Origin of the sequence: Bordetella bronchiseptica (genome assembly GCF_900636925.1) — a bacterium.
GTDB lineage: Bacteria > Pseudomonadota > Gammaproteobacteria > Burkholderiales > Burkholderiaceae_B > Bordetella > Bordetella pertussis.
Window position 1 is genome coordinate 2,133,137 of record NZ_LR134326.1, and the last position, 23,795, is coordinate 2,156,931.

The 23,795-nt window shown below is 70.0% G+C and carries 24 protein-coding genes; 14 read left to right on the plus strand and 10 right to left on the minus strand.

Features of this window, described 5'->3' with window-relative positions:
• Nucleotides 1-52: 52 nt before the first annotated feature.
• The gene (locus EL288_RS09885; RefSeq protein ID WP_010926487.1) at nt 53-1,114 is read right to left on the minus strand and encodes an amidohydrolase family protein; all 1,062 of its coding nucleotides are present in this window, start codon (nt 1,112-1,114) and stop codon (nt 53-55) included.
• 193 nt (nt 1,115-1,307) lie between these two features.
• Between EL288_RS09885 and EL288_RS09890 the strand changes: the two genes are divergently transcribed.
• Both EL288_RS09890 and EL288_RS09895 read left to right on the plus strand, forming a co-directional pair.
• Entirely contained in the window at nt 1,308-2,297 is a 990-nt protein-coding gene (locus tag EL288_RS09890) for a Bug family tripartite tricarboxylate transporter substrate binding protein (protein ID WP_126621917.1), read from the plus strand.
• Between the two features lie 147 nt (nt 2,298-2,444).
• A complete protein-coding gene (locus EL288_RS09895) occupies nt 2,445-3,515 on the plus strand; it encodes an FUSC family protein (RefSeq protein ID WP_003812314.1) in 1,071 nt (356 codons plus the stop codon).
• A gap of 46 nt (nt 3,516-3,561) precedes the next feature.
• Here the strand turns inward: EL288_RS09895 and pdxR are convergent, their stop codons facing one another.
• Entirely contained in the window at nt 3,562-5,046 is a 1,485-nt protein-coding gene (gene pdxR / locus EL288_RS09900; protein WP_033449515.1) for a MocR-like pyridoxine biosynthesis transcription factor PdxR, read from the minus strand.
• A gap of 80 nt (nt 5,047-5,126) precedes the next feature.
• Between pdxR and EL288_RS09905 the strand changes: the two genes are divergently transcribed.
• The 11 genes from EL288_RS09905 to EL288_RS09955 all read left to right on the plus strand — a co-directional run bounded on the left by EL288_RS09905 (nt 5,127) and on the right by EL288_RS09955 (nt 15,452).
• Nucleotides 5,127-5,750, plus strand: a complete 624-nt coding sequence (locus EL288_RS09905; RefSeq protein WP_003812310.1) for an FMN-binding negative transcriptional regulator — start codon at nt 5,127-5,129, stop codon at nt 5,748-5,750.
• A 30-nt stretch (nt 5,751-5,780) separates the two neighbouring features.
• The gene (locus EL288_RS09910) at nt 5,781-6,392 is read left to right on the plus strand and encodes a LysE family translocator (protein ID WP_003812309.1); all 612 of its coding nucleotides are present in this window, start codon (nt 5,781-5,783) and stop codon (nt 6,390-6,392) included.
• Between the two features lie 35 nt (nt 6,393-6,427).
• Nucleotides 6,428-6,898 (plus strand): DUF1801 domain-containing protein, encoded by a 471-nt coding sequence (locus EL288_RS09915; RefSeq protein WP_015063677.1) that lies wholly within the window; start codon nt 6,428-6,430, stop codon nt 6,896-6,898.
• A gap of 174 nt (nt 6,899-7,072) precedes the next feature.
• Nucleotides 7,073-8,329: a M20 family metallopeptidase gene (locus EL288_RS09920; RefSeq protein ID WP_003812305.1), complete on the plus strand. Its 1,257-nt coding sequence runs from the start codon at nt 7,073-7,075 to the stop codon at nt 8,327-8,329.
• Nucleotides 8,330-8,365: 36 nt separating this feature from the next.
• Nucleotides 8,366-9,880, plus strand: a complete 1,515-nt coding sequence (locus tag EL288_RS09925) for an ABC transporter substrate-binding protein (RefSeq protein ID WP_003812304.1) — start codon at nt 8,366-8,368, stop codon at nt 9,878-9,880.
• A 3-nt stretch (nt 9,881-9,883) separates the two neighbouring features.
• The gene (locus EL288_RS09930; RefSeq protein ID WP_003812302.1) at nt 9,884-10,843 is read left to right on the plus strand and encodes an ABC transporter permease; all 960 of its coding nucleotides are present in this window, start codon (nt 9,884-9,886) and stop codon (nt 10,841-10,843) included.
• 28 nt (nt 10,844-10,871) lie between these two features.
• A complete protein-coding gene (locus EL288_RS09935) occupies nt 10,872-11,675 on the plus strand; it encodes an ABC transporter permease (RefSeq protein WP_003812300.1) in 804 nt (267 codons plus the stop codon).
• Nucleotide 11,676: 1 nt separating this feature from the next.
• Nucleotides 11,677-13,311 (plus strand): dipeptide ABC transporter ATP-binding protein, encoded by a 1,635-nt coding sequence (locus EL288_RS09940; RefSeq protein ID WP_003812297.1) that lies wholly within the window; start codon nt 11,677-11,679, stop codon nt 13,309-13,311.
• Between the two features lie 83 nt (nt 13,312-13,394).
• Entirely contained in the window at nt 13,395-14,456 is a 1,062-nt protein-coding gene (locus EL288_RS09945; protein WP_003812296.1) for a LacI family DNA-binding transcriptional regulator, read from the plus strand.
• Nucleotides 14,457-14,654: 198 nt separating this feature from the next.
• Complete coding sequence (locus EL288_RS09950) at nt 14,655-14,924, plus strand: hypothetical protein (RefSeq protein ID WP_033446780.1); 270 nt, start codon at nt 14,655-14,657, stop codon at nt 14,922-14,924.
• A gap of 3 nt (nt 14,925-14,927) precedes the next feature.
• Entirely contained in the window at nt 14,928-15,452 is a 525-nt protein-coding gene (locus EL288_RS09955) for a DNA-binding protein (RefSeq protein ID WP_003812293.1), read from the plus strand.
• A gap of 8 nt (nt 15,453-15,460) precedes the next feature.
• On the opposite strand, the gene EL288_RS09960 is transcribed toward EL288_RS09955, so the two are convergent.
• Complete coding sequence (locus EL288_RS09960) at nt 15,461-15,919, minus strand: helix-turn-helix domain-containing protein (protein ID WP_010927967.1); 459 nt, start codon at nt 15,917-15,919, stop codon at nt 15,461-15,463.
• 83 nt (nt 15,920-16,002) lie between these two features.
• On the opposite strand from EL288_RS09960, the gene EL288_RS09965 reads away from it, so the two are divergent.
• Nucleotides 16,003-16,497: a DUF2938 domain-containing protein gene (locus tag EL288_RS09965; RefSeq protein WP_003812290.1), complete on the plus strand. Its 495-nt coding sequence runs from the start codon at nt 16,003-16,005 to the stop codon at nt 16,495-16,497.
• 40 nt (nt 16,498-16,537) lie between these two features.
• Here the strand turns inward: EL288_RS09965 and EL288_RS09970 are convergent, their stop codons facing one another.
• The 7 genes from EL288_RS09970 to EL288_RS10000 form a co-directional block, all read right to left on the minus strand.
• Complete coding sequence (locus tag EL288_RS09970; protein WP_003812288.1) at nt 16,538-17,692, minus strand: CaiB/BaiF CoA transferase family protein; 1,155 nt, start codon at nt 17,690-17,692, stop codon at nt 16,538-16,540.
• On the minus strand, nt 17,689-18,549 hold the full coding sequence (locus EL288_RS09975) for a MaoC family dehydratase (protein ID WP_232018725.1): 861 nt from the start codon (nt 18,547-18,549) through the stop codon (nt 17,689-17,691). The genes EL288_RS09970 and EL288_RS09975 overlap by 4 nt, the downstream gene beginning before the upstream one ends.
• Nucleotides 18,550-18,568: 19 nt before the next feature.
• On the minus strand, nt 18,569-19,537 hold the full coding sequence (locus EL288_RS09980) for a tripartite tricarboxylate transporter substrate binding protein (protein WP_003812284.1): 969 nt from the start codon (nt 19,535-19,537) through the stop codon (nt 18,569-18,571).
• A gap of 25 nt (nt 19,538-19,562) precedes the next feature.
• Nucleotides 19,563-20,306 (minus strand): GntR family transcriptional regulator, encoded by a 744-nt coding sequence (locus tag EL288_RS09985; protein ID WP_003812282.1) that lies wholly within the window; start codon nt 20,304-20,306, stop codon nt 19,563-19,565.
• Between the two features lie 181 nt (nt 20,307-20,487).
• Nucleotides 20,488-21,477 carry a Bug family tripartite tricarboxylate transporter substrate binding protein gene (locus EL288_RS09990; protein ID WP_003812279.1) on the minus strand — a complete coding sequence of 330 codons (990 nt, stop codon included), beginning with the start codon at nt 21,475-21,477 and terminating at the stop codon, nt 20,488-20,490.
• A gap of 35 nt (nt 21,478-21,512) precedes the next feature.
• Entirely contained in the window at nt 21,513-22,583 is a 1,071-nt protein-coding gene (locus EL288_RS09995) for an Ldh family oxidoreductase (protein ID WP_033459746.1), read from the minus strand.
• Nucleotides 22,584-22,594: 11 nt separating this feature from the next.
• Complete coding sequence (locus tag EL288_RS10000) at nt 22,595-23,785, minus strand: NAD(P)/FAD-dependent oxidoreductase (protein ID WP_003812276.1); 1,191 nt, start codon at nt 23,783-23,785, stop codon at nt 22,595-22,597.
• Nucleotides 23,786-23,795 lie beyond the last annotated feature (10 nt).

Genomic DNA, 23,795 nt, shown 5'->3' on the forward strand with positions numbered 1-23,795 from the left:
CCGGGACCGGTCGCGGCAATCCTTTGCGGGGCGTCTGGCGCATGGCGGATGCTCAGGGCTGGGGCGGCAGCCGGTAGACGCGGCGGGCCGTGCCGGCGAACAGCTGCGCCTTTTCCTGCGCCGAGCACTGCGCCGCCAGCCGCTTGAAGGCGTTCCACAGCACGGCATAGGACAGCATGCCCTTGTCGACGCTGAAATTGCTCTCGAACATGCAGCGGCCGGCGCCGAAAAGTTCGATGCACGCTTCGATATACGGACGCCAGGCATGGGCCAGCTGCCGGGAGTCCGGCGGCTCGGCAAGCAGGTGGAAGTCCAGTCCGCTGAAGTGCATGGCCAGCCCGCCCAGCTTGACGTTGACATTGGGGCAGGCGGCCAGCGCGCGCATCGCCGCGTGCCAATGGGCGTAGACCGCGTCGCGGCGGCCGGCGTAGGGGCCGATGCCCAGCGGCCCTCCGGCGTGGTCGACCACGATGACGGTCTGCGGGAAGGCACGCGCCAGGTCCAGCACTTCGTGCAACTGGGTGTGAAAGGCCCAGGCGTCGTACGACAGGCCCAGCGGCGCCAGTTCGGCAAAACCCTCGCGAAAGCGCGGCGCCATCAGCAGGTGCTCGGGCACCTTGCCGGAATTGGGCTGGATGTGCGGGCTGGCGTGGGCGGCCGTCATGCAGCGTATGCCGCGCAGGCGTTGCGGCGCCGCGTTCAGGTGTGCCTGCAGCACCGGCCGGACCGCCGCGCCCAGCGACAGGTCGGCATAGGCGACGATGCCGGCACAGGCGCGCAGGCGGCCGTACAGCCCGCTGGCGCTTTGCGCGCCGATGCCATTGGCGAACTCGGTCTCGCCCACGGGCCGCATCGCCGCCGGGCCGTCGCAGCGGTACATCGAACGGCATTGCACGTATACGGTGGCGAGCACGTTGTGCCCGGTCTGCAGGTCGGCGCGCAATTCGTCGAACAGATAGCGCTGGCCCGGGCGGTCCCACAGATGATGGTGGGCGTCGACGATGGGCAAGCCGGGTTCCAGCACGGGTTCGCGGCGCATTGCCAGCCAGCCGGGGCGGATGGGGATTTCAGGCGGCGCGTAGCGAGGCGGGGCGTCGGGGTCGGCGATGTCCATGCAGGCTTGGGGATGGCGGACGGTCGGGCCATTATTCGCGGCGCATGGCGCAGATGCAATCGTTGACCCGCATTACGCCGCAAAGTGAGCAAGAACGTACAAGGTGGGCAACGCAGGGTTGGCCAGAATCGCGGTTACCGGCAAAGCGCGCCGCGCGCTGCCGCATCGGTCCATAACGAAAAGAGGTCCTACCATGGCATTCAAACAACAGCTGCGCGGTCTGCTGGGCAGCCTGGCCTGCGGCGTGCTTCTGGCCCTGCAGCCGGCGGCCGCCGAGCCGACCTACCCCTCCCGGCCCATCCGGCTGATCGTGCCGTTCGCGCCCGGCGGCACCACCGATGCGGTAGCGCGCGCCGTCGCCACCAAGCTGGGACAGGCGCTGAACCAGTCCATCGTGGTGGAGAACCGGGCAGGCGCCGGCGGCAGCATCGGCACGGACTTCGTCGCCAAGGCGCGGTCCGATGGCTATACGCTGCTGCTGGGATCGGCGGGCCCGCTATCGGTCAACCCGACGCTGTATCCCAATCTGCCCTACGATCCCACGCGCGACTTCACGCCGGTCGGCATGATCTGCACCTCGGCGCTGGTGCTGGTGACCTCCTCGGCGTCGGGCATCGCGTCGACCGCGGACTTGATACGCCAGGCCAAGGCGAACCCCGGCTCGCTGACCTTCTCGACCGCCGGGGTGGGCGGCGCCAGCCACATTGCCGCCGAACTGTTCGCTTCCATGGCCGGCATCAAGGCCACGCACGTTCCCTACCGGGGCTCGGGTCCGGCCACCGTGGCGGCGGTGGCGGGCGAAACCTCGTTCACCTTTACCGGACAGACGGCGGCCTGGCCCATGGTGCAGGCCGGCAAGCTGCGCGCCCTGGGCGTGGGCAGCCGCGAGCGCAGCGCCGAGCATCCCGAGGTGCCTACCGTCGCGGAAAGCGGCCCGGTTCCCGGCTACGAGGCGCTGGACTGGAACGTCATCATGGCGCCGCCTGGCACGCCCGAGACCGTCGTGCGTGCGCTGTCCGACGGCCTGGACCGCATCCTGGACGATCCCGAGCTGCGCGCATCCTTCGTCCAGCAGGGCATTGCGATACGCAAGGGCACGGCCGCGGACGTGCAGGCGCTGATGCGGCACGACATCGCCAAATGGGCCAAGGTCATCAAAGAGGCCGACATCGAAACGCAATAGGACGGCCGCGCGGGCAGGGGGCCGCGCAGTATCATGGCTGGTCGCCAGCTCCGCATCGATCCCATGGCTTCCAGGAAACTCTCCGCCGCAAGAAAAACCGCGCCCAGGCCGCCGCAAGGCGGGCGCAAGGCCTCGCGCGGCCAGTCCGTGCGCCACCTGCTTGCCGGCAACCAGCTCCGGCAGAGCCTGCTGATTGCCCAGCCGGCCTCGGTCCGGGTGGCGCTGGTCGCGGGCCTGCAGGCGGGGCTGGCGATTTTCGTGGCGCTGGTCAGCGCGCATTTGTCGCCCTGGCCGCATCTGGTCGGGTTTTCCGCGCTTGGTGGGCTGGCGGCGCTGTTCGGGCGCTTCGCATCGGCGCAGGGCCGTCAGCGTATCGTGATGGTCTGCGGCCTGCTGCTGGTGGCGGGCGTGCTGGTGCCGTCGCTGGCCACTTATGCGGGGGCGGGCGCGTTGTCCATGGTGCTGCTGCTGGCGCTGTCCGCCGGACTGTATACGCTGGCCGTGTGGCGCTGGGGGCTGACCGGCGGGCCGGGCGCGGTCATTTTCGTGTTCGCGGTGGGCGCGGCCCTGGCGCCCGTGGATTCGGCGGCGGCGGTCATGGAACGGACCCTGGCCACCGCCTGGGGCGCGCTGGTGGCCTGGCTGGCCTGCGCCTTGACCGACCGCTTGCGGCCGCACGGCGCCGTGGCGATGGCGGCCGCGCCCTTGCCGCCGCTATCGTTGCAGCTGATGGTCGCCGGACGCATCGCGGTGGGGGCGGGCGCCGCGGCCCTGATCATTTTCTGGGCCGGCTGGCAGTACCCCGCGTGGGCGGCGATCGGCGCCGCGGCGGTGATGCAGGGCACGCACCTGCACCTGACGATGAACCGCTCCCTGCAGCGCATGGCCGGCACCATCGTCGGCGCCTGCATCGTGTGGGCCATCCTGGCGCAGGACCCGTCGTTCTGGACGCTGGTGGCGGCGGTGGTGCTGTGCCAGGTCATCACGGAAGTGACCATCGGCTTCAACTATGCGCTGGGCCAGGTCACGGTGACGCCGATGGCGCTGCTGATGACCTATATGGCCTCGCCCGCGCCGGCCAGCAACATGCCGGTGGAGCGGGTGGTCGACACCATCGTGGGCGCGGCGATCGGCATCGTCTTCGCCGTGATCTTTTCCACCGTCGACGACCGCGTCCACCTGGCGCGCCGCTACCGCAAGCTGCGGATCTGGCGCTAGGGCAAGGCTGCTGCGCCTCGTCCGGCCGGGTCGCGCGAGCTTGCCATCAGTCCTTCGTGCGCCCGATGGCCGCGGCCAGGATGGCGATGCCTTGCCGGATCTGTTCGACGTCCAGGCTGGCGTAGCCCAGGATGAGGCCGGCGGGGCGGTGGGCCTGGCCGGCGCCGGCCGGGGCGTGCAGCGGCGCCAGCGGATACACGCCCACGCCCATCTCGCGCGCCGTCGCCACCAGCGCCGGCTCGTCGCGCGCGTACAACCCGGGCAGCCACAGCACCACGTGCAGGCCGGCCGCCGTGCCGTCGACCCGGGCGCCTTGCGGCAATTCCCGCGCGATGGCCTCGAGCAGCGCCGTGCGGCGGCGTTCGTTGTCGCGGCGCATGCGGCGCACATGGCGCTCGTAGACGCCGCTATCGATCAGCGATGCCAGGACTTGTTGGTCCAGCGCCGGCGCGTGCCGGTCGGCCAGCCGCTTGGCTTGCCGGAACACCTCGACGAGGTGGCGCGGCAGCACCATGTAGCCCAGCCGCAGACGTGGCGACAGGGCCTTGGAGACGGTGCCGACATAGATCACCCGGCCATCGGTGTCGATGGATTGCAAGGCGTCGATGGGACGTTGTCCGTAGCGGAATTCGCCGTCGTAGTCGTCCTCGACGATCCAGGCATCGTGGCGCCGGGCCCATTGCAGCAGTTGCCGGCGGCGGCCGATGGGCAGTACGCCGCCGAGCGGGAACTGGTGCGATGGCGTGACGTAGGCCAGCCGCACGCGCGCGGTGTCGGGCAGCTGTTCGGTGTCGAGGCCGTGCTCGTCCACGTCGACCGGCAGCAGGCGCGCGCCGGTGGCCGCGAAGCAGTGTCGCGCCATCAGGTAACCGGGGTTCTCGAAGACGAAGTCGTCGCCGGCATCCAGCAGCAGCCGCGCGCACAGGTCGATGGCCTGTTGCGAACCCTGCACGATGAGGATCTGTCCGGGTTCACAGGCTATCCCGCGCGCGCGCCGCAGGTAGCCCTGCAGCGCGCGGCGCAGCGCCGGCTCGCCCTCGGGCGGGGCGTAGCTCAGGCTGTGCGGCGGGCGCTGCAGGGCCTGCTGATAGGCGCGCTTCCAGGCCAGGCTGGGAAAGTCGCGCGAGGCCAGCGCGCCGTAGAGGAAGTCGTAACGCACCGGCGGATGCGGCAGCGGCGCCGGCGTGCCGATATTTGCCACGCGCCGGCCCCAGGCGGACAGGGTGAGCGGGCGGCCGGCCGGCGGGCTGGCGGGCGTCGCGTCGGGGTCGGGCGCGGCCAGGGGGCTGGCGAGGCGGGCGGCGCGGCCAGGGGCGGTATCCAGGAATCCTTCGGCCGCGAGCTGTTCGTAGACGGCGGTGACCGTGGTGCGCGAGACGCCGAGCTCGGCGGCCAGGGCGCGGGTCGATGGCAGCGGCGCGCGGGCGGCCAGCGTGCCGTCGGCGATCTGGCCGCGCAGCAAGTCGTAGATGCGTCGGCCCGCCCCGTTGGGACCGCTGGGGCGGCTGGCGGGCTTGCCTGACTGGCCCATTTAAATACCTTTGAACTGGATCTTTTCATTATGCCGGTTTGGCGCCACAGTGACGCTATCCATTTTTTCGGCTGCCCGCCATGTATCTGCCCGCCCATTTCGCCGAAACCCGGCCCGAGGAACTTGCCCGCATCATCCGCGCGCATCCGCTTGGCATGCTGGTCACCCAGGACGCCCAGGGACTGGACGCCGACCACCTGCCGTTCGAGTTCGATCCCGACGCCGGGCCGCATGGCACGCTGATCGCCCACGTGGCGCGCGCCAATACGCTGTGGCAGCGCTGTCCCGACGGGGCGGCGGTGATGGTCGTGTTCCGCGGGGCCGAGGGCTATATCTCGCCCAACTGGTATCCCAGCAAGCACGAGGCGCATCGGCAGGTGCCCACCTGGAACTACGAGGTGGTGCATGCGCACGGTACGCTGGCGGTGCGCGACGACGAGCGCTTCGTGCGCGGCGTGGTCGCACGGCTGACGCGCCGGCACGAGGCGGGCGAGCCGCGGCCCTGGAAGATGACGGACTCCACGCCGGAGTACATCGACAGCATGCTGCGCAATATCGTGGGCATCGAAGTCGCCATCACGTCGTTGGTCGGCAAGCGCAAGCTGAGCCAGAACAAGGACGAGCGCGATCGCCTGGGCGCGGTCCAGGCGCTGCAGGCGCGTGGCCAGGACGCGCTGGCGCAGGGCATGGCGCGGGCCGAATGAAGCGGGCCCATCGCTGAGCCCGGCACTGCCATGTCCCTGCTGGCCTTTCTGCTTGCCGCCGCGCTGCTGGCCATCACGCCCGGGCCCGGCATCGCCTATGTGGTCGCCCGCACGGTGGCCGGCGGCCGCGCCGAAGGACTGGCCTCGTGCCTGGGCACGGCGCTGGGCGGCCTGGTGCACGTGCTGGCGGCGGCGCTCGGCCTGTCGGTGCTGATCGCCGAGTCGGCGCTGGCCTTCAGCTTGCTCAAGTATGCGGGGGCCGCCTACCTGGTGTACCTGGGCCTGCGCATGTGGCTGAGCCCGCGCCCGGCGGCGGTGCGCGTCGTGGCGCCGCAGGGCGCGCGGCGCGCGCTGGCCGAGGGCGTGTTGGTCGAGGCGCTGAACGTCAAGACGGCGTTGTTCTTCCTGGCGTTCCTGCCGCAGTTCGTCGATCCCGGCGCGCCGCTGGCGCCGCAACTGGCGCTGCTGGGGGGCATCTGCGTTACGCTCAATACCTTGGTCGATGTGATGGCGGTGGTCGCCGCCCATCGACTGCTGCGATCCGAGGCGGCTCGCGTTGCGCGCGCTCGCGTGCTGACGCGCGTGTCGGGAACCACGATGGTGGGCCTGGGCGTCTTTCTGGCGCTGGCGCGGCGAGACTAGCGGCCGGCGCCGCTGGCGCGCGACAAGGAGATGCGATGGCTGACAAGCGTACCGAAGGATCAGGAAAGGGCGGCGCGAAGGCTGCCGGCAAGGGCGGGCTGGGCGAGGTCGTGCTGCTGTCTGGCGGCAATCCGCAGATCGCCAAGGGCTACGGCGATGCGCCCGTGCAGGCGTACATCGCGGCCATGCCGGGCTGGAAGCGCGCGATCGGCGAACGCCTGGACGCGATAGTCGAGCGCACGGTGCCCGGCGTCTACAAGGCCGTCAAATGGAACTCGCCCTTCTACGGCTTCGAGGGCGAGGGCTGGTTTCTCAGCTTCCATTGCATGACGAAGTACATAAAGGTCGCGTTCTTTCGCGGCGCTTCGCTGCAACCCCTGCCGCCGGGCGCGTCCAAGCAGAAGGATGTGCGCTACCTGGATATCTACGAAGATGCGCCATTCGACGAGGCCCGGTTCGCCGACTGGGTGGCGCAGGCAAGCCGGTTGCCGGGCGAGCGGATGTGAAGGCCCGCGGCCCGGACGCCGCGTAGCGATCGGCAGGTGCCTGTCCCCGCGGGGACAGGCACCTGGAGCATGGACATTCCAAGCAAACCCGCATCGGGAAAACCATGATGGACCGTCCCGCGGCCACGCTCGTACGATTCGTTAAATCGATTTACTAACGTCGTGAGAGAGGCCATGTCCAAGCAAGCCATGCTCGATGCCATCGAGGCCGAGCGCGAAGTGTTGATCGGGTTCCTGCAGGAGTTCGTGCGGGCGGCGTCGCCCAATCCGCCTGGCGACACGCGGGCCGCCGCGGCGGTGATCCAGGGGTTCCTGAGCGCGCGCGGCGTGCCGAACGAGCTGCTTGGCCCCCAGGAGAGCATGCCCAATGTGGTCAGCGAATGCGAGGGTGGGCGCGCCGGTCCGCGGCTGGTCTATAACGGCCACATGGATGTGTTCCCGGTGGGCGATGGCCATGGCTGGACGCGCGACCCGTGGTCGGGCGATATCGAGGAAGGCCGCCTGCACGGCCGGGGCACCTGCGACATGAAGACGGGAACCGCCGCCTCGGTGATCGCCTATGCCTACCTGTATGCGCGGCGTGCGCAGCTGGCGGGCAGCGTGGCGCTGACCGCGGTGTCCGACGAGGAGACGGGCGGGCGCTGGGGTACGCGCTGGCTGCTGGAAAACGACACGCGCTGGCGCGGCGACTGCGTGCTCAACGGCGAGCCGAGCAGCCTGGACACGATCCGCTTTTCCGAGAAGGGCACCTTGCGGTTGAAGTTCGAGGTGCTGGCCGCCGGCGCGCACGGCGCCTACGTGCATCGCAGCGAAAGCCCCACCCGCATCGCGGCCGCGCTGATCGGCCGCCTGGCCGAAGTGGAGGCGATCGAGCCGTCCCTGCCGGCGGCGCTGAAGGCGCACCTGCAGCGCGAGGACGTGCGCCGCGCGCTCGACGTGGCGATGGGCGAGGGCGCGGCCGACGTGGTCACGCGCACCACCTTGAACGTGGGCGTGCTCAACGGCGGGCTGAAGATCAACATGATCCCGGATCGCTGCGTGTTCGAGGTCGATATCCGCCTGCCCGTGGGCACCGAGCCCGACGTGGTGCTGGCCCGGCTGGAGGGCATCCTGGCGGAGTTTCCGCAGGCCTCGATGGAAGTGCAGCAATGGCACAGCACGCCGCCCAACGTCTGCGCGCACGATCATCCCATGGTGGACTTCATCGCCGACAATGCGCAGGCGATCGTGGGGCGCCGGCCGGTGGCCGTGCCATCGATCGGGTCCACCGATTGCCGCTACTGGCGCCGCAGCGGCGTGCCGGCGTACGTCTACGGCCCGGCGCCGGGCCGCATGGCGATGAGCAACGAGTCGGTCGACCTGGATGAGTTCATCGCGGTCGCCAAGGTCCATGCGGCGGCCGGGTGGGATTACCTGAACGGCGCTGCCTGAGAGCGGCCACGGCCGCACACAACACAAGGGGAATGCATGATGAGCAAGACGGGAAAGATGGCGGCCGCGCTGGCCGCGCTGTGCTTGAGCGTGGGCCTGGCCGGCGCCGCGCGGGCGGAGTCGACGCTGCAGGTGGCCCTGTCCACCAGCCTGAACAGCCTGGACCCCAACGTCACGACGCTGGGCGAGGAGTATGTGTTCAACGGGCTGGTGTTCGGCGGGCTGACCCGCATCGACGCCAACTCCAAGGTGGTGCCCGACCTGGCGGTAAGCTGGACGCCGTCGGCCGATCTGCGCGAATGGACGTTCAAGCTGCGGCCCGGGGTGAAGTTCCACCATGGCAAGCCGCTGACGGCCAGCGATGTGGTGTTTTCGTTCCAGCGCATCGTCGACCCGGCGACCGGCTCGCCCGGCCGCACGCAGCTGGAGGTGATGAAGTCGGTGGACGCGCCCGATGACGCCACGGTGCATTTCACCCTGACGCAGCCGTATGCCGATTTTCCCGGCTTGCTGACCGGCCGCCAGTTGCGCGTGGTGGCGCAGGATCGCATCGACACCATCAAGACCCAGCCCAGCGGGACGGGCCCGTTCCGCTTCGTGCGCTATACGCCGGGCGACCAGCTCGAGCTGGAGCGCAATCCCGATTACTACGACAAGGACCGCATCAAGATCGACCGGGTGGTGATGCGCGTCATGCCCGAGGCGGCCGCGCGCGTGGCGGCCTTGCGCTCGGGCAGCATCGACATGATCTGGAACCTGCCGCTGGAGACCATTCCGGACCTGAAGAAGGACGCCGCGGTAGTGGTGGACTCGGTGCCCAGCGCCAGCTGGGATGGCATCGTGCTGAACAACTCCAAGCCGCCGTTCAATGATGTGCGGGTGCGCCGCGCGGTGTTCCTGGCGCTGGACAAGAAGGAGCTGGTGAACTTCGCGCTGTTCGGCGAGGGCTCGCCCACCCACAGCCCGATCGCGCCGACCGATCCCGCGTTCAACAAGGATATCGGCTTTGCCCCCGACCTGGCGCAGGCCAAGCAGTTGCTGGCCGAGGCCGGCTATGCCAAGGGTTTCGCGGTGGACATCTTCGTGCCGGCGGGCCGGCCTTCGCGCGAACGGCTGGGCGTGGCCGCGCAGCAGCTGCTGCGGCCGCTGGGGATCAAGCTGAACGTGCAGCGGGTGCCTTACAACCGCTATTCGGCTGGCGTGGCGGGAATCGCGCCCATGTATGTGGATGGCTTTTTCGCCAGCCCGGTGATCGACGCGGCGACGTCGCCCTGGTTCTACAGCACGGGTTCGTGGAACGCGCGCATGTGGCATTTCTCGAGCAAGCGCGTGGACCAGGCGCTGGACGCGGCGCGCGCCAGCACCGACCGCGCCGAGCAGATCCGCCACTACCAGGATTTCCAGCGCGCGCTCACCGAGGAGGTGCCGGGCGTGATCGGCTACGTGACCAATGTCGCCACGGCCTACCGCGCCGACATCAAGAACTACCACACCAATCCCTTCCTCTGGCTCGACCTGTACGACGTCGAGAAAACCGGCGGGGCGCGCTGAGCCATGTGGGCCTATCTCGTCAGGCGACTGGGGCACGTGGTGTTCGTGGTCGCGGCCATGGCGGTGCTGATCTTCCTGATCACGCAGGCCATGCCCGGCAACGTGGCCTACACCATCGCGGGGCACTTCGCCTCGCCCGAACAGGTCGCCGCCATCGAGGCCCGCCTGGGCCTGAACGATCCGCTGTGGACGCAGTTCTGGCGCTGGGCCGGCGCCGCGCTGCACGGCGACATGGGGCAGTCGCTGGTGATGGGCCGGCCCGTCGGCCCGCTGATCTCCGAGGCGCTGGGCCGCTCCGCGCTGCTGGCGGTGGCGGCCCTGGTGCTGACGGCGGCGCTGGGCATTTTCCTGGGCGTGGTGGCGGCGGTGCGCCATGGCCGCTGGCAGGACCGGCTGATCCTGGCGTTCTCGTGGCTGTCGATTTCGCTGCCGCAGTTCCTGATCGCCATCGTGCTGGTGCTGCTGGTGGCCGGCACGCTGGGGTGGCTGCCCGCCACCGGGTATGTGGAGCTGTCCGCCGGCTTCGGCGCCTGGCTGTCGCACCTGGTGATGCCGGTATGTACGCTGGTGCTGGGCCTGGTGGCCCACGTCACCAGCCTGCAGCGCTCCAGCATGCTGGAGACCCTGAGCGCGCCCTATGTGCGCGCGGCCCGCGCCAAGGGCCTGCGCGAACGCACGGTGCTGTACCGCCATGCCTTGCGCAACGCGCTGATTCCCACCGTGACGGTGCTGGCGCTGGACTTCGGCATCCTGATGGGCGGCATCGTGGTGGTGGAGACGGTGTTCTCGTATCCCGGCCTGGGCCGCCTGCTCATCTTCGCCGTGGAGCAGAAGGACCTGCCCGTGCTGCAGGCCGGCGTGCTCGCGGTCACCGTCATCTATGCCCTGGCCAACCTGGCGGCGGATATCGCCTATGCCATTCTCGACCCCCGGATCCGCTATGGAAATCTCGACACCCATTGAAGCCGGCCGCGCCCGCGCGCCGCTGCCCATGGCCCTGGTCGTGGGCACCCTGATGCTGGCAGCCATCGTGCTGGTTTCGCTGGGCGCGCCCTGGCTGGCCCAATACGATTTCGACGCCATGGACGCCGCCGCGCGCATGCTGCCGCCGTCGCCGCAGCACTGGCTGGGCACCGACGAATTCGGCCGCGATGTGTTCAGCCGCGTGCTGTATGGCGGCACCACGTCGATCCTGCTGGGCGTGTCGGCCACCGCCCTCAGTTTCGTCGTGGGCGTGCCGCTGGGCCTGCTGGCGGGCTACCTGCGCGGCTGGATCGACGACGCGGTGATGCGCACGGTGGACATCGTCATTTCGGTGCCGCCGGTCATGCTGGGCCTGCTCATCCTGGCGTCCACCGAGCCCAGCCTGTGGAAGGCGGCGCTGGCCGTGGGGATCATCTACACGCCCATCATGATCCGGCTGGCGCGCGGCATGACGCTGTCGCTGGCCAACGAGGAGTTCATCACCGCAGCCCGCGCGCGCGGCGAGGGGCTGGCCTGGATCCTGCTGCGCGAGATCCTGCCCAATGCCTTGCCGCCCCTGGTGGTGGAGGCGTCGCTGCGCGTCAGCTTCGCCATCCTGCTGGGCGCGGTGTTCAGCTTCCTGGGGCTGGGCACGCAGCCGCCGTCCTCGGACTGGGGCCTGATGGTGGCCGAGGCGCGTCCCTACCTGGAGCGCGCGCCCTGGGTGGCCCTGTCGCCCGGGCTGGCGATCTGCCTGACCGTCATCGCCGTCAACCTGATGGGCGAAGGCCTGCGCAAGCGCCTGGATGCGCGCGGCGAGCAAAGGAACTGAGATGCACCAAGACACTATCCTGAATATCAAGGGCCTGGAGGTGCGCTACGGCCGCAACCAGGTGCTGCATGGCGTGGATCTCGAGTTGCCGCGCGGCGCGTCGCTGGGCATCGTGGGCGAGAGCGGCTCGGGCAAGAGCACGATTGCCTGGACGGTGCTGGGCCTGTTGCCGCCCGGCGCGGCGGTCACCGCCGGCAGCGTGGCCTTCGACGGCGAGGACATCACGGGAGAACGCGCCGCCGGGCTGCGCGGCGACCGCATTGCCATGGTGTTCCAGGACCCATTTACCGCGCTCAATCCCAGCCTGCCCGTCGGCCGCCAGATCACCGAGGCGCTGGTCGAACGCGGGCGCGCCGATGCCCGCAGCGCGCGCGCCGAAGCCCTGCGGCTGATGGACGAGGTGCGCCTGCCGCGCGCCAGTACGTTGCTGGACGCCTATCCGCACCAGTTGTCCGGCGGCATGAAGCAGCGCATCGTGATCGCCACGGCGCTGGCCTGCTCGCCCGACTTGCTGCTGCTCGACGAGCCGACCACCGCGCTCGACGTCACGGTGGAAGCCCGCATCCTGGACCTGCTGGACGAGTTGCGGGTGCAGCGCGGCCTGAGCATGGTCTTCATCAGCCACAACATCGGTTTGGTCGAGCGCATGTGCTCGCGCGTGACGGTCATGCACGGCGGGCGCGTGCAGGAAGCCGGCGCCGCGCAGCAGGTGCTGTGGCATCCCGCCCATGCCTACACCCGCAAGCTGCTGGCTGCCTTGCCGCTGCTGGAAAAGCGCGCGCCGGCCGTGCCGGCCGTCGGCGCGCCGATCGCGCGCGTGCGCGACGTGCGCCTGACATTCCGGCCCGCCCATCCGCTGGGCGGCTGGGCCAGGCTGCTGCGCCTGCCGCGCGCCGAAGGCGTGGCGGCCCTGGCCGGCGTGTCGCTGGAACTGCGGCCGCGCGAAGTGGTGGGCCTGGTGGGCGAGAGCGGGTCGGGCAAGTCGACCCTGGGCCGCTGCCTGGTCGGCCTGCAAGCGCCGGATGCGGGCACGGTCGAGCTGTCCGACCACGATGTGTACCGCGCCAGCCCGGAGGTGGCGCGCCGGCTGCGGCGCCAGTCGCAGATGGTGTTCCAGAATCCCGACTCCTCGCTCAACCCGCGCCAGCGCGTGGGCGAGGTGTTGCGCCGCCCGCTGCAATTGATGGGGCTGGATCGCCGCCAGCAGGATCGCCGCATGGACGAGCTGCTGGATCTGGTGCGCCTGCCGGCGGCCTACGCCGAGCGCTATCCGCACCAGCTCAGCGGCGGGGAAAAGCAGCGCGTGGGCATTGCCCGCACGCTGGCGCTGGAGCCTTCGGTGCTGGTGTGCGACGAAGCCACTTCGGCGCTGGACGTGTCGGTGCAGGCGTCGATCCTGGAGCTGCTCAAGGACTTGCGCGACCGGCTGGGCGTGGCGATGCTGTTCATCTCGCATGATCTGGCGGTGGTGTCGCAGATATCCGATCGGGTGGTGGTGATGCGCCATGGCGCCATCGTCGAGCAGGGGCGCACCGATCAGGTGCTCAGCGCCCCGGCCCACGAGTACACGCGGCTGCTGCTCGACAGCGTGCCGGCTTTCGTGGCGCGCCGCGCGCGGGAGGCGGCCGTGGCCTGACAGCGGCCTTTGCGGGGGGCGGCGACGGGCGGGCCTTGCCCCTATAATCCGACGCATGACTGAGCACCCGGGCGCATGACGCCATGACGACCAAGGCTACGGGCAACCGCAAGGTAGTCAAGATCGTGGACGTCGCCAAAGCGGCCAACGTCTCGCCCGCGGTCGTCTCGCGCATTCTCAGCAATGACAGCAAGCTGGTGGTGCGCGAGGAAACCCGCGCCCGCGTGCAGCAGGCCATCGAGGCGCTGGGCTACACGCCCAACCTGCAGGCGCGCGGCCTGCGCCTGTCGCGCTCCAATACGCTGGCCATGATCGTGCCCGAGCTCAACAGCCCGGTCTTTCCCGTAATCATCCAGGGCGCCCAGCGCGCCGCCTGGGAGCGCGGCTATTCGCTGCTGGTGGGCGGCATGGGCGGCGAGGAGGAGGACCCCAAGGTGGCCGGGCGGCTGTTGCGCAGCAACCGTATCGACGGCCTGCTGGTGACCACCGGCCGGCACGAAGCGCAGATGCTGCAGGAGCTGGCTACGCTGAACGCGCCGTTCGTGCTGGTCAACCGCTACCTCGACGATCAGCATCCCTACGTCGAACTCGACGAGCGCGGCGCGGCGGCGGCCATCACCCGCCATTTCATCGAACTGGGGCATCGCCGCATCGCCTTCCTGGGCGGCCTGCAGCGGCGGGTGGGCGAACGCCGCGTGGCGGGCTACGCCGACGCGCTGGCCGAGGCGGGCCTGCCCTGGGTGCCGCAGCTGGTGGTCGACGCCGGCTACTACAAGCCCGGCGGCGAGGACGGACTGCGCCAATTGCTGGCGCTGGACGAGCCGCCCACCGCGGTGGTGGCCACCAACGAGATCGTGGCCGCCGGCGCGATGGCGGCCGCGCACCGGCAGGGCGTGCGCATTCCGCGCGACCTCTCCATCGCCAGCTTCTCCGACGGCATCGTGGCCGAACTGCTGAGCCCCGCGCTGACCGCCGTGCGCTTTCCGCTGGAGCGCATGGGCTACCTGGCCACCGCCATGCTGGTCGATATCGTCGAGGGGCGGGGCGCGCCCCAGGCGGGCCTGTGCCTGCCGCACGAGAGCGTGGTCGTGCGCGACTCGACCGCCCGGCCGCCCGGCCGCAAGGCGCGCGCCGCCACTCGCTAGGCGCCGGGCCGCAGGCCCGGACAGCGTGCCGAAACCGTCACCCTTGCCCTGGGCAGCCGGCCCGATTCCTGGCATTTGCATGCCTGGACGGACACGGCTCGAATGGCACGCATGGCGCAGCCAGGGGTCGGAATCGTCGTAATCGAAGGGTTGTCAGTTGACATCCTGAACGGATCGCCTCAAACTGAAAAACACCGCATGACACGTTGCCCGCACCCAGACAAAGACGTCGACGCCGCGCTCAAGCATGCCGAGGCGCACGGCTGGTACATCCGGCGACGGGGCGGCCATGCCTGGGGGCGCATGTACTGCCCATGCAACGACAGCGAATGCCGTTGCGGCGAGTTCTGCATCACCAGCATCTGGAGCACCCCCAGGAACCCGGGCCACCACGCGCGCGCCCTGCGGCGCGTGGTGGATGACTGCGCCAGGCATCGCCGGGCGCATGCGTGCCGCAGCAAGGAGTAACCCATGGAATACCTCTTCACCCTCAAATACCAGCTGGCCGACGCCGACAGCGACCTGGACGCCTTGGTCGAGCGTCTGGGCCAGGCCGGTTGCGACGACGCCCTGGTGGGCATGGGCCTGCCCGGCCGCCTGGCGCTCGAATTCACCCGCGAGGCCGACAGCGCCGAGGCGGCCGTGCGCAGCGCGCTGGCCGACGTGCGCCGCGCCATGCCCACGGCGGCGCTGATCGAGGCCGCGCCCGACCTGGTCGGCCTGACCGACGTGGCGCAGATCGTCGGCGTGTCGCGGCAGAACATGCGCAAGCTGATGCTGGCGCACCCCGCCACCTTTCCGGCGCCCATCCACGAGGGCAGCGCCTCGCTGTGGCACCTGGCCGACGTGCTGGGCTGGCTGCAGGCCCGCGGCGGCTATCCGCTGGCGCAGGCCACGCTGGATGTGGCGCGCATGGCGCTGAAGGTCAATGTGGCCAAGGAGGCGCGGCGCCTGCCGCGCTCGGCCGGCGCCGGCCTCGACGCCCTGGTGGGATGACTTGCCGCCTATGGCCTGGCGGGTGCGCGCTTGCGGGGCGAGCGCGGCGCCACGCCCGTTGACGCCGGCCGCCGGCGGCTCAACGCGCCGGCCGCCGCCGCCTTGAGCAGCCGCCTGAAGGTCGGGCATTGCGCATGGCTGGGGGCGGGACAGGCGGCGGCATGCCGCAGCCCGCGGCTCATGGCCTGCAACTGCTTGACGGTGGCGTCGATTTCTTCGGCCTTGGCCAGCAATACCTGCCGGTCCACCCGCGGCGCGCCTTGCGGCGACAGCATCGCGCGTATGTCGTCCAGCGACAGGCCGCCGGCCTGGCCCAGCGCGACAAGAGCCAGTTGCTCGAGCACCGCTGGCGCATAGCGGCGGCGCGCGCCGGGCGGGCTGACCGGCGCGATCAATCCCACCTTGTCGTAGTACCGCAATGTCGAGGCCGGAACGCCGGTGCGCCTGGCGACTTCGGCAATATCCATGCAAGACCTCCATTGACTTAAAGTTAACTTCAACTTCTATCATAGGCCTCCTCGATGAAGAGGGTCAACGCACAGGAGGGGATATGGCACCGCAGGAGATGCTGGCGCGCGTCGTGCTGGTCGGCATGGGCGCCACGGCCGTGATGGACGTGTGGACGATGGCGCTCAGGCGCCTGGGCGTGCCCGTGCTGGACTATGCCCTGGCGGGCCGCTGGGCGGGCCACTGGCGCCATGGCCGGTTTGCGCACGCCGATATCCGGCAGGCGCCGGCGGTGCGCGGCGAAGCGGCGTTGGGTTGGGGGCTGCACTATGCGACCGGCGTGCTGTTCGCCGGCCTGCTGGTCGGCGTCGCGGGCCAGGCATGGCTGCGGGCGCCGTCGCCGGGGCCGGCCTTGGCGGTGGGCGTGGCGACCGTGCTGTTGCCGTGGTTCGTGATGCAGCCCGCGCTGGGAGCGGGACTCGCTTCGTCGCGCACGCCCACGCCGCTCAGGAATTGCCTGCGCAGCGTGCTTGCGCACGCGGTCTTTGGCCTGGGGCTTTATCTGGCCGGCCTGGCGCTGGCCTGGATAGGGCGCTGAACCGGCGCCCGCGCGGCGCATGTCCGCGCGGGCGCGCGGATCATGCCGGCGGGCCGGTCCGGGTTCCGCTCGCCAGCAGCCCGTTGTGCGCGCCCAGGGCGGGCGCGCCGCTGACGAAGCGGGCCGGGGTATCGGACAGGCGTATCGGACTGGCCAGCGTCGCGGCCGTGGCGGCGCCGGCGGTTTCGGGCCGGCGCACCATTTCGCGCGCCGCCACCTGCGGATGGCGGAGAATGTCGGCGTAGCTCAGCACGGGGCCGGCGGGGATGCCCGCCTCGCGCAGGCGCGCCAGCCAGTGTTCGGACGGCTGCGTGGCCAGGGCCTGTTCGACCAGTTCGGCCAGGACCGCGCGATGGGCCAGCCGGGCCGTGTTGTCGGCGAAGCGTGGATCGTTCTTCAGCGCGGGACGGTCGAGCAGGTCGCAGGTTTTCTCCCAAAGGCCCTGCGAGGCCGCGCCCAGCGCAATGGCGCCGTCCTGGGTCCGGAATATCTGGTAGGGCGCGGCGTTGCGCGAGGCCTGTCCCATGCGTTCGGGATTGTGGCCCGTGGCCAGGTAATCGGCGACCTCCAGCGGCGCCATGGCCAGCGCCGAGTCCAGCAAGGCGACGTCGACCAATTGCCCCGTGCCGGTTTGCTGGCGCGCGGCAAGCGCGGTAAGCACGCCGATGGTGGCGAACAGGGCCGTGGAAACGTCGACGATGGGAATCGGCAGCCGGTGCGCGGGGCCGTCGGTCGGGCCGCACTGCGCGGCCAGGCCGGACATGGCCTGGATGACCAGGTCGAAGCCGCCTTCGCCTCGCATGGGGCCGGATTGGCCGAAGCCCGAGATCGAGCAATAGACCAGGCGCGGGAACTCCGCATGCAGGGTCGCGTAGTCCAGGCCCAGGCGCGCCATGACGCCTGGCCGGTAGTTTTCGACCAGCACATCGGCGCTGCCGATGAGGTCGCGGCATTGCGCGCGGCCGGCCGGCGTGGAGAGGTCGATCGTGACGCTGTGCTTGTTGCGATTGAAAAGGTTGAAGAAAGCGCTCTGTCCATCGACGAAAGGGGAAGAGTGCCGCTGGTCGTCGCCGCCGCCGGGCTTTTCGATCTTGATGACTTCGGCGCCGAAGTCCGCCAGCATCGCGGTGCAATAGGGCGCCGCGATCCATTGGCCCATGTCCAGGACGCGCAAGCCTTGCAGTGCTCCCGTCATTGCACTGCTCCCGCCGGCTGCAATCGGGCGCTGCCCTCGACCGCCAGGGTCGAGCGCTCCTTGGCGTGCGCCTCGTAGCGGACCTGGTCGCCATCGCGCCAGAGGGAGAGCAGCAGGGTCTCGCCCGGATAGAACACGCCGCGAAAGCGCGCGGACAGCGTGGCGATGCCATCGGTGTCATACGCCGCCAGCTCGCGCGCGATGGCGTGCTGCACCAGGCCCATCAGGCATACGCCGTGCAGGAAAGGACGCGGGTAGCCGGCCTGGCGCGCGGCGGCGGGCCAGGAGTGCACAGGGTTGACGATGCCGTGCAGGTCGAACAGCAACGCCTGCTGCGGCAAGGTCGGCTGTTCGGTCTGGATGTCGGGCGCGCGCGCCGGGACGGCCGGCAGGCGCGTCGAGTCGTCGGGCGGTCCGCCGAAGCCGCCATCGCCGCGGCATATCGTCACCATGGAAAGCGTGGCGTAGTGCGTGCCATTGTCGGCGTCGTGCAGCGTGCGCTCGGCGTGCAGCATCGCGCCGAACTGCCGGCCCTTGTCGGTGATGCGCGTGACGCGCAGCTGGCTGGCGATGCGGCCGGCGGCGGGCAGCGGCCGGTGCGTCGCGATACGCTGCTCGCCCAGCACGCACCGGGCCCAGTCTATCCCCGTCCAGGGCTGGCGTTGCCAGAAGCCGGGGTTGGCCAGCACCAGGGCCATGCCGCCGGCGGTCTTGGGCGCGTCGCCATAGACGTACTGCAACTGGCGCTCGTCCATCGGGTCCTGGCCATAGCCTGCGCTCAGGGCATACAGGCTGCAGTCCCGCGCGCCGTACGACTGCGTCTGCACGGGAAACTCGTGCGCTAACAATGCTTGCACATTCACGACCGGCTGCTCCTCAGTTGACGGCCAGATTGAGGCTCTGGACGATGGGCTTCCACTTCTGGATGTCCGCATCGATGACGGCCTGGAACTGCGCCACGCTGCCGCCCTGCGGCGTCATGCCCATCTCCAGCAGCTTGGACCGTACGTCGTTGTCGGCCAGCACGGCCGCGACGTCGCGGTTCAGCTGTTCGACGATGGCCGCCGGCGTGCCGGCCGGGGCGACCAGGCCGAACCAGGCCGAGGCCTCGTAGCCGGGCAAGCCGGACTCGGCGATGGTCGGCACGTCGGGCAGTTTCGAGAAGCGGGTTTCGGAGCTCACGCCCAGTGCGCGCAGTTTGCCGCCCTGGACATGCGGCAGCGCCGACGAGAGGTTGTCGAACATGACTTGCACATCGCCGCCGTAGAGCGCCTGCAGCCCGGGCGCGGAACCCTTGTAGGGGATGTGCAGCATGTCGATGTTCGCCATGTGCGCCAGCAGCGCGCCGGCCAGGTGATTGGACGAGCCGTTGCCCGACGACGCATAGGTCACGCCGGGCTGCGCCTGCGCCAGCTTGATGAGGTCCTGCAGCGAGTCCAGCTTGCTGGCGGCGTTGACCACCAGCACGTTGGGCACCCGGGTGACCTGGATGACCGGCTGGAAGTCCTTGGCCGCGTCATAGCCTGGCGCGGAGAAGATCAGCGGGTTGATGGCGAACTGCCCGATCGAGGCCATCATCAGCGTGTAGCCGTCGGGCCGGCTGCGCGCCAGGAAACCGGCTGCGATGTTGCCGCCCGCGCCGGTCTTGTTCTCGACGACGACCTGGCGCTCGTACTTGGCCGACAGCTTGCTGGCGATGAGACGCGCCAGCAGGTCCGTCGTGCCGCCAGGTGCGTAGGGCACGACGAGCCGGACCGGTTCGGCGGGATAGGGGGCGGCGGCGGCGCCAGCCGACAGGGCCGAGACGGCCATGCCCAAAGCCAGGGCCAGTTTGCGGCAAAACATGATGCTTCTCCTTAGCTGATTGCACTTATAGTTTGAAGGTCCGGTCCAGCCGGACGATGTCGCCCCGATAGACGGGCGTTCCTGCGTAGATGATGCGGCCCGACTCATCGCGCACGACGCGCTTCATGATGACGACGGGCGCGCCCACGGCGATATCCAGCCACTTGGCCAGCTCCACGTCGGCGGCATCGACCTGGATCATTTCGAAGGCCTCCAGCTTGCGCTGCGGCAGGAGCTGCGGCAGCACGTGCAGCGCAATCTCATGGCGAAAGCGCTTGGGCGCCTTGCGGTACACCTCGCGGTCGATGTAGATGTCGGCCACGGTATAGGGAATGCCCTGCGCCTCGTGCACGCGGCGCATGTAGAAATAGGCGTCCGCGGGCTGTCCGTGCTGGGCATAGTCGGGGGGGCACTCGACCCGGTCGCGTTCGGCCAGGATGCGCACCTGGCTGGCGCCCCACAGGGCCCGAATGCCGCTCCAGTCCTGGTCCAGCGGAAGCTCCAGGCCTACCGGCGCCACGGCGTCGTCCAGGACGAAGGTGCCGACGCCCTGGCGGCGCTGGACCAGGCCGTCGCGCTCGAGCAGGGCCAGGGCCTGGCGCGCGGTGACGACGGCGGTGTTGAACTGCCGGGCCAATTGATCGATGGCGGGCAGCCGGTCGCCCGGGCGATAGTCGCCGGCGCGGATACGCATGCGCAGCAGGTGCGCCAGGTTGACATAGCGTTTGTTCGAACCGCTTGCCAGCAAGTCGTCTTTCACGGTGGCCATGTTCAGATTTCGCCCGGTGTTTTCCATATCATTCTGTAATTCTAATATTAGAATGACTTGGCAGGCAAGGGCGCAGGTCTGTCGCGTCCGCCGGTCCGGATGCCGGGTCTTGCGGCGGCCAAGATCGCCCGCTATGCGGGCGCCTTGCGCGCCTGCCTGGGTGGCCGGTGGGTCCTGGCGCTCAGTTGGCCGTGATGCCGGCCGACTGGATCAGGGCGCCCCAGCGCGCGGTTTCGCGGTTGACGAATTCGGTGGTGGACGGAAGGTCCTGGTAATTGATCACCCCGCCGGTCTGGCGGATTTTTTCCTTGATGGCGGGGTCGGCCAGGGTTTTCTTCAGCGCTGCGCTCAAGGTGGCCATGGTGGCGGCCGGGGTGGCCTTGGGCGCGGCGAGCACCGTCCACGAAGTGACCTCCAGCTCGGGATAGCCCAGTTCGGCCACCGTGGGCACATCGGGCAGGTCCGGAATCCGCGCATGGGAGGTGGCCGCCAGCGCGCGCAGGCGCGCGGCCTGGATCTGGCCGGTGGAGTTGGTGGCCTGGTCGAACATCATGTCCACGTGGCCGGCCATGGTGTCGTTGAGGGCCGGCGCATTGCCCTTGTACGGGACGTGCATCAGCCGGGTGCCGGTCTCGTGCATGAACAGGGCGCCGACCAGGTGCGTGGAGGTGCCGTTGCCCGCCGACGCGTACGTCAGCGCGTCGGGCCGGGCCTTGGCCTGTTCTATCAGTTGCGGCAGGCTCTTGAGCGTGGACTGCTGGCCCACCACGATGACATGCGGCGTGTCGTAGATGCGTCCCACCGGCGCGAGATCGCGTTCGGGCTGCAACGGCATGTTGCGGTACAGGTGGCTGTTGACGCTCATCACGCCCATGCTGCCGAACAGCAGGGTGTAGCCGTCCGGCCTGGCGCGGGCCACGGCCTCGGCGCCGATATTGCCGGCGGCGCCGGTGCGGTTCTCGACGATGACGGTCTGCTTGAGCTGGCTGCCCAGGCCGGTGGCGAGGATGCGCGCGACGACGTCGCTGCCGCCGCCGGCCGAGAACGGCACGATGAGGGTGATGGGGCGCGCCGGATATGCGGCGTCGGCTTGCGCGTGCGCCTGGCCGGCCGGCAAGCATAGCGCCAGCGCCGCCAGGGCGCTGTGCAGCGCGGTGAGTCGGGGTTGCATGGCGTCTCCTTGGAGAGAGTGGGTCGAACGGGTGTCTAGGCCAGCCGCAGCAGCGCGAGCAGTGCGGCCGGGTCGATGGCGATGCCGTGTTGCGCGGCCAGCCTGCGCGCCGCGTAGCGCCGCTCGCCGGGCAAGCGCTGCTGGCCGCTGCGCAACAACGCCTGCGCCAGCTGGTCGATGCGCGCCGCGAAGCCGTGGCCGGCCGAGCGCGCCGGGTCGATGCACAGGAAGAACTGGCCGGTGCGCGAGGTCTGGGCGGTGGGGTGGGCGCTGCGATCGACTTCCCAGGAAAAGCTGCCGCCGGTCAGCGCGGCAGCCAGTACCTCGACCATCATGGCGATGGCCGAGCCCTTGTGGCCGCCGAACGGCAGCAGGGCGCCGCCGTCGAGCACGGCCGCCGGGTCGCGCGTGGGTTGTCCGTGCCTGTCCACGCCCGCGTCGGGCGGCAGCGTGTGGCCATGCTGGGCCGCCAGTTGCACATCGCCCTTGGCCATGACGCTGGAGGCCTGGTCGAATACCAGCGGGTCCGCGCCGGCGCGCGGGCAGGCGAAGGCCATGGGATTGGTGCCGTACAGCGGGGTGGTGCCGCCATGCGGCGCCATGTGGCTGATGCTGTTGACGGCGGTCAGCGCGATCCACTGCTGGCGCGCGTAGGGCTCGACGTCCAGCCACAGCGCGCCGAAGTGGTGCGAGTTGCGCGTCAGCAGCATGGCCAGGCCGTGCTGGCGCACGCGCTCCTCGATGAGCGGGCGCGCCGCGCGCAGGGCGCATTGGGCGAAGCCGTTGCGCGCGTCGACGATGATGGTCGCGCCGCTGGCGTCGATGACTGCCGGCTCGGCGTGCCCGTCGACCCAGTCGGTGCCCAGGGTGGCCACATAGCCGGCCACGCGATGCAGGCCGTGGCTTCGGGCCTCGTCCTGTTCGGCCAGGGCGCAGGTTTGCGCCAGTACGGCGGCGGTCGCGGCGCTGGCGCCGGCGCGCTCGAACAGCCGCGCCAGCAGCGCGGCCAGCTGATCGGCGCTCAGCCGGCAGGGCGCGCCCGTGTCGGAGCAGCGCGCCAGGTGGCCGGCCAGTTCGTCGTGCGATGCGGCGGGGGAGATCGTCATGGTCGCAGCCCTCAGAGAATGCCTTCTTCGCGGTAGGGCTGGTTGGCCTGCACGCGTTCGTAGCCCAGCTTCGACAGGTCGAGGCTCTGGAACGCGCCGTGCACCAGCAGTTCGGCGATGCCGCGGCCGGCGGCGGGCGCGTGCATCATGCCGTGCCCGGAGAAACCCGCCACCGTGTACAGATTCTTCAGGCGCGCGTTCCAGGCACCGATCACCGGGTTGCCGTCGAGCTCGTTCTGTTCGTACAGGCCGGACCAGGTGCGGTGGCACTTGGCCGCTTCGAGCGGCGGGAAGCGATGCGCCACGGCCGGCCAGACGACGTTCTCGAAATAGTCGTGATCGACATCGAAGTTGAAGCCCCGGCTTTCGTCGCCGTTGACCAGGCCGCCGGAAAAGCCCCGGCCTTCGGAGCGGAACGCCAGGCGGCTGAGATCCTTCACGTAGGGCAGGGGTTCGATCGGGTTGCCGCACGTGAAGTAGTGTTCGAAGCGGCGCATCGGCACGACCGGCAGGTGCATGCCGAACAGCTCGGCGACCTGGCCCGACCAGGCGCCGGCGGCGTTGACGAAGGCTTCGGCGTCCAGCTGCGCGCCGCTTTCCAGCGTGACGCGGCGCGCGCGGGCGGGCGTGACGTCGGCGGCCACGACACGGTCCTTGAGATACACCGCGCCCAGTTCGACGGCCTTGCGCCGAAAGCCCCACAGCAGGCCGTTGGGATCGCACCAGCCGTCTTGCGGCGTATGCGCGCCAGCGCCCAGGTCGTCGACATGGATGGAGGGAAAGCGCGCCTTCAGTTCGGCGGGGGTAAGCAGGTCGACCTGGCAGCCCATGGCCTGCTGCCGCGCCACGTTGCGCTCGAGCATGGCGACGCGCTCGGGCGGCACGAGGAACAGGTAGCCGCCTTGCACCCAGTCGACCGGCGCGGGCCGGCCATTGGCGGCCATGGTGTTCTCGAAGTTCTTGATGACGTCCAGGCTGTAGAGCGACATGGCGATGTTCTCGGGGCAGGTGAACTGCACCCGGCAGCCGCCCGATGAACGCAGCGCCGAGGCGAACTCGTAGCTCGGATCCGGCTCCACGACGCAGACCCGCGCGGCCGGGTCGCGCGCCAGCACGTGGTAGGCCACGCTGGAGCCGATGATGCCCCCGCCGATGATGACGATGTCGTACTGCTGGACCTGCGGCTGATTCATGGCTTGCACCCGATTCCAA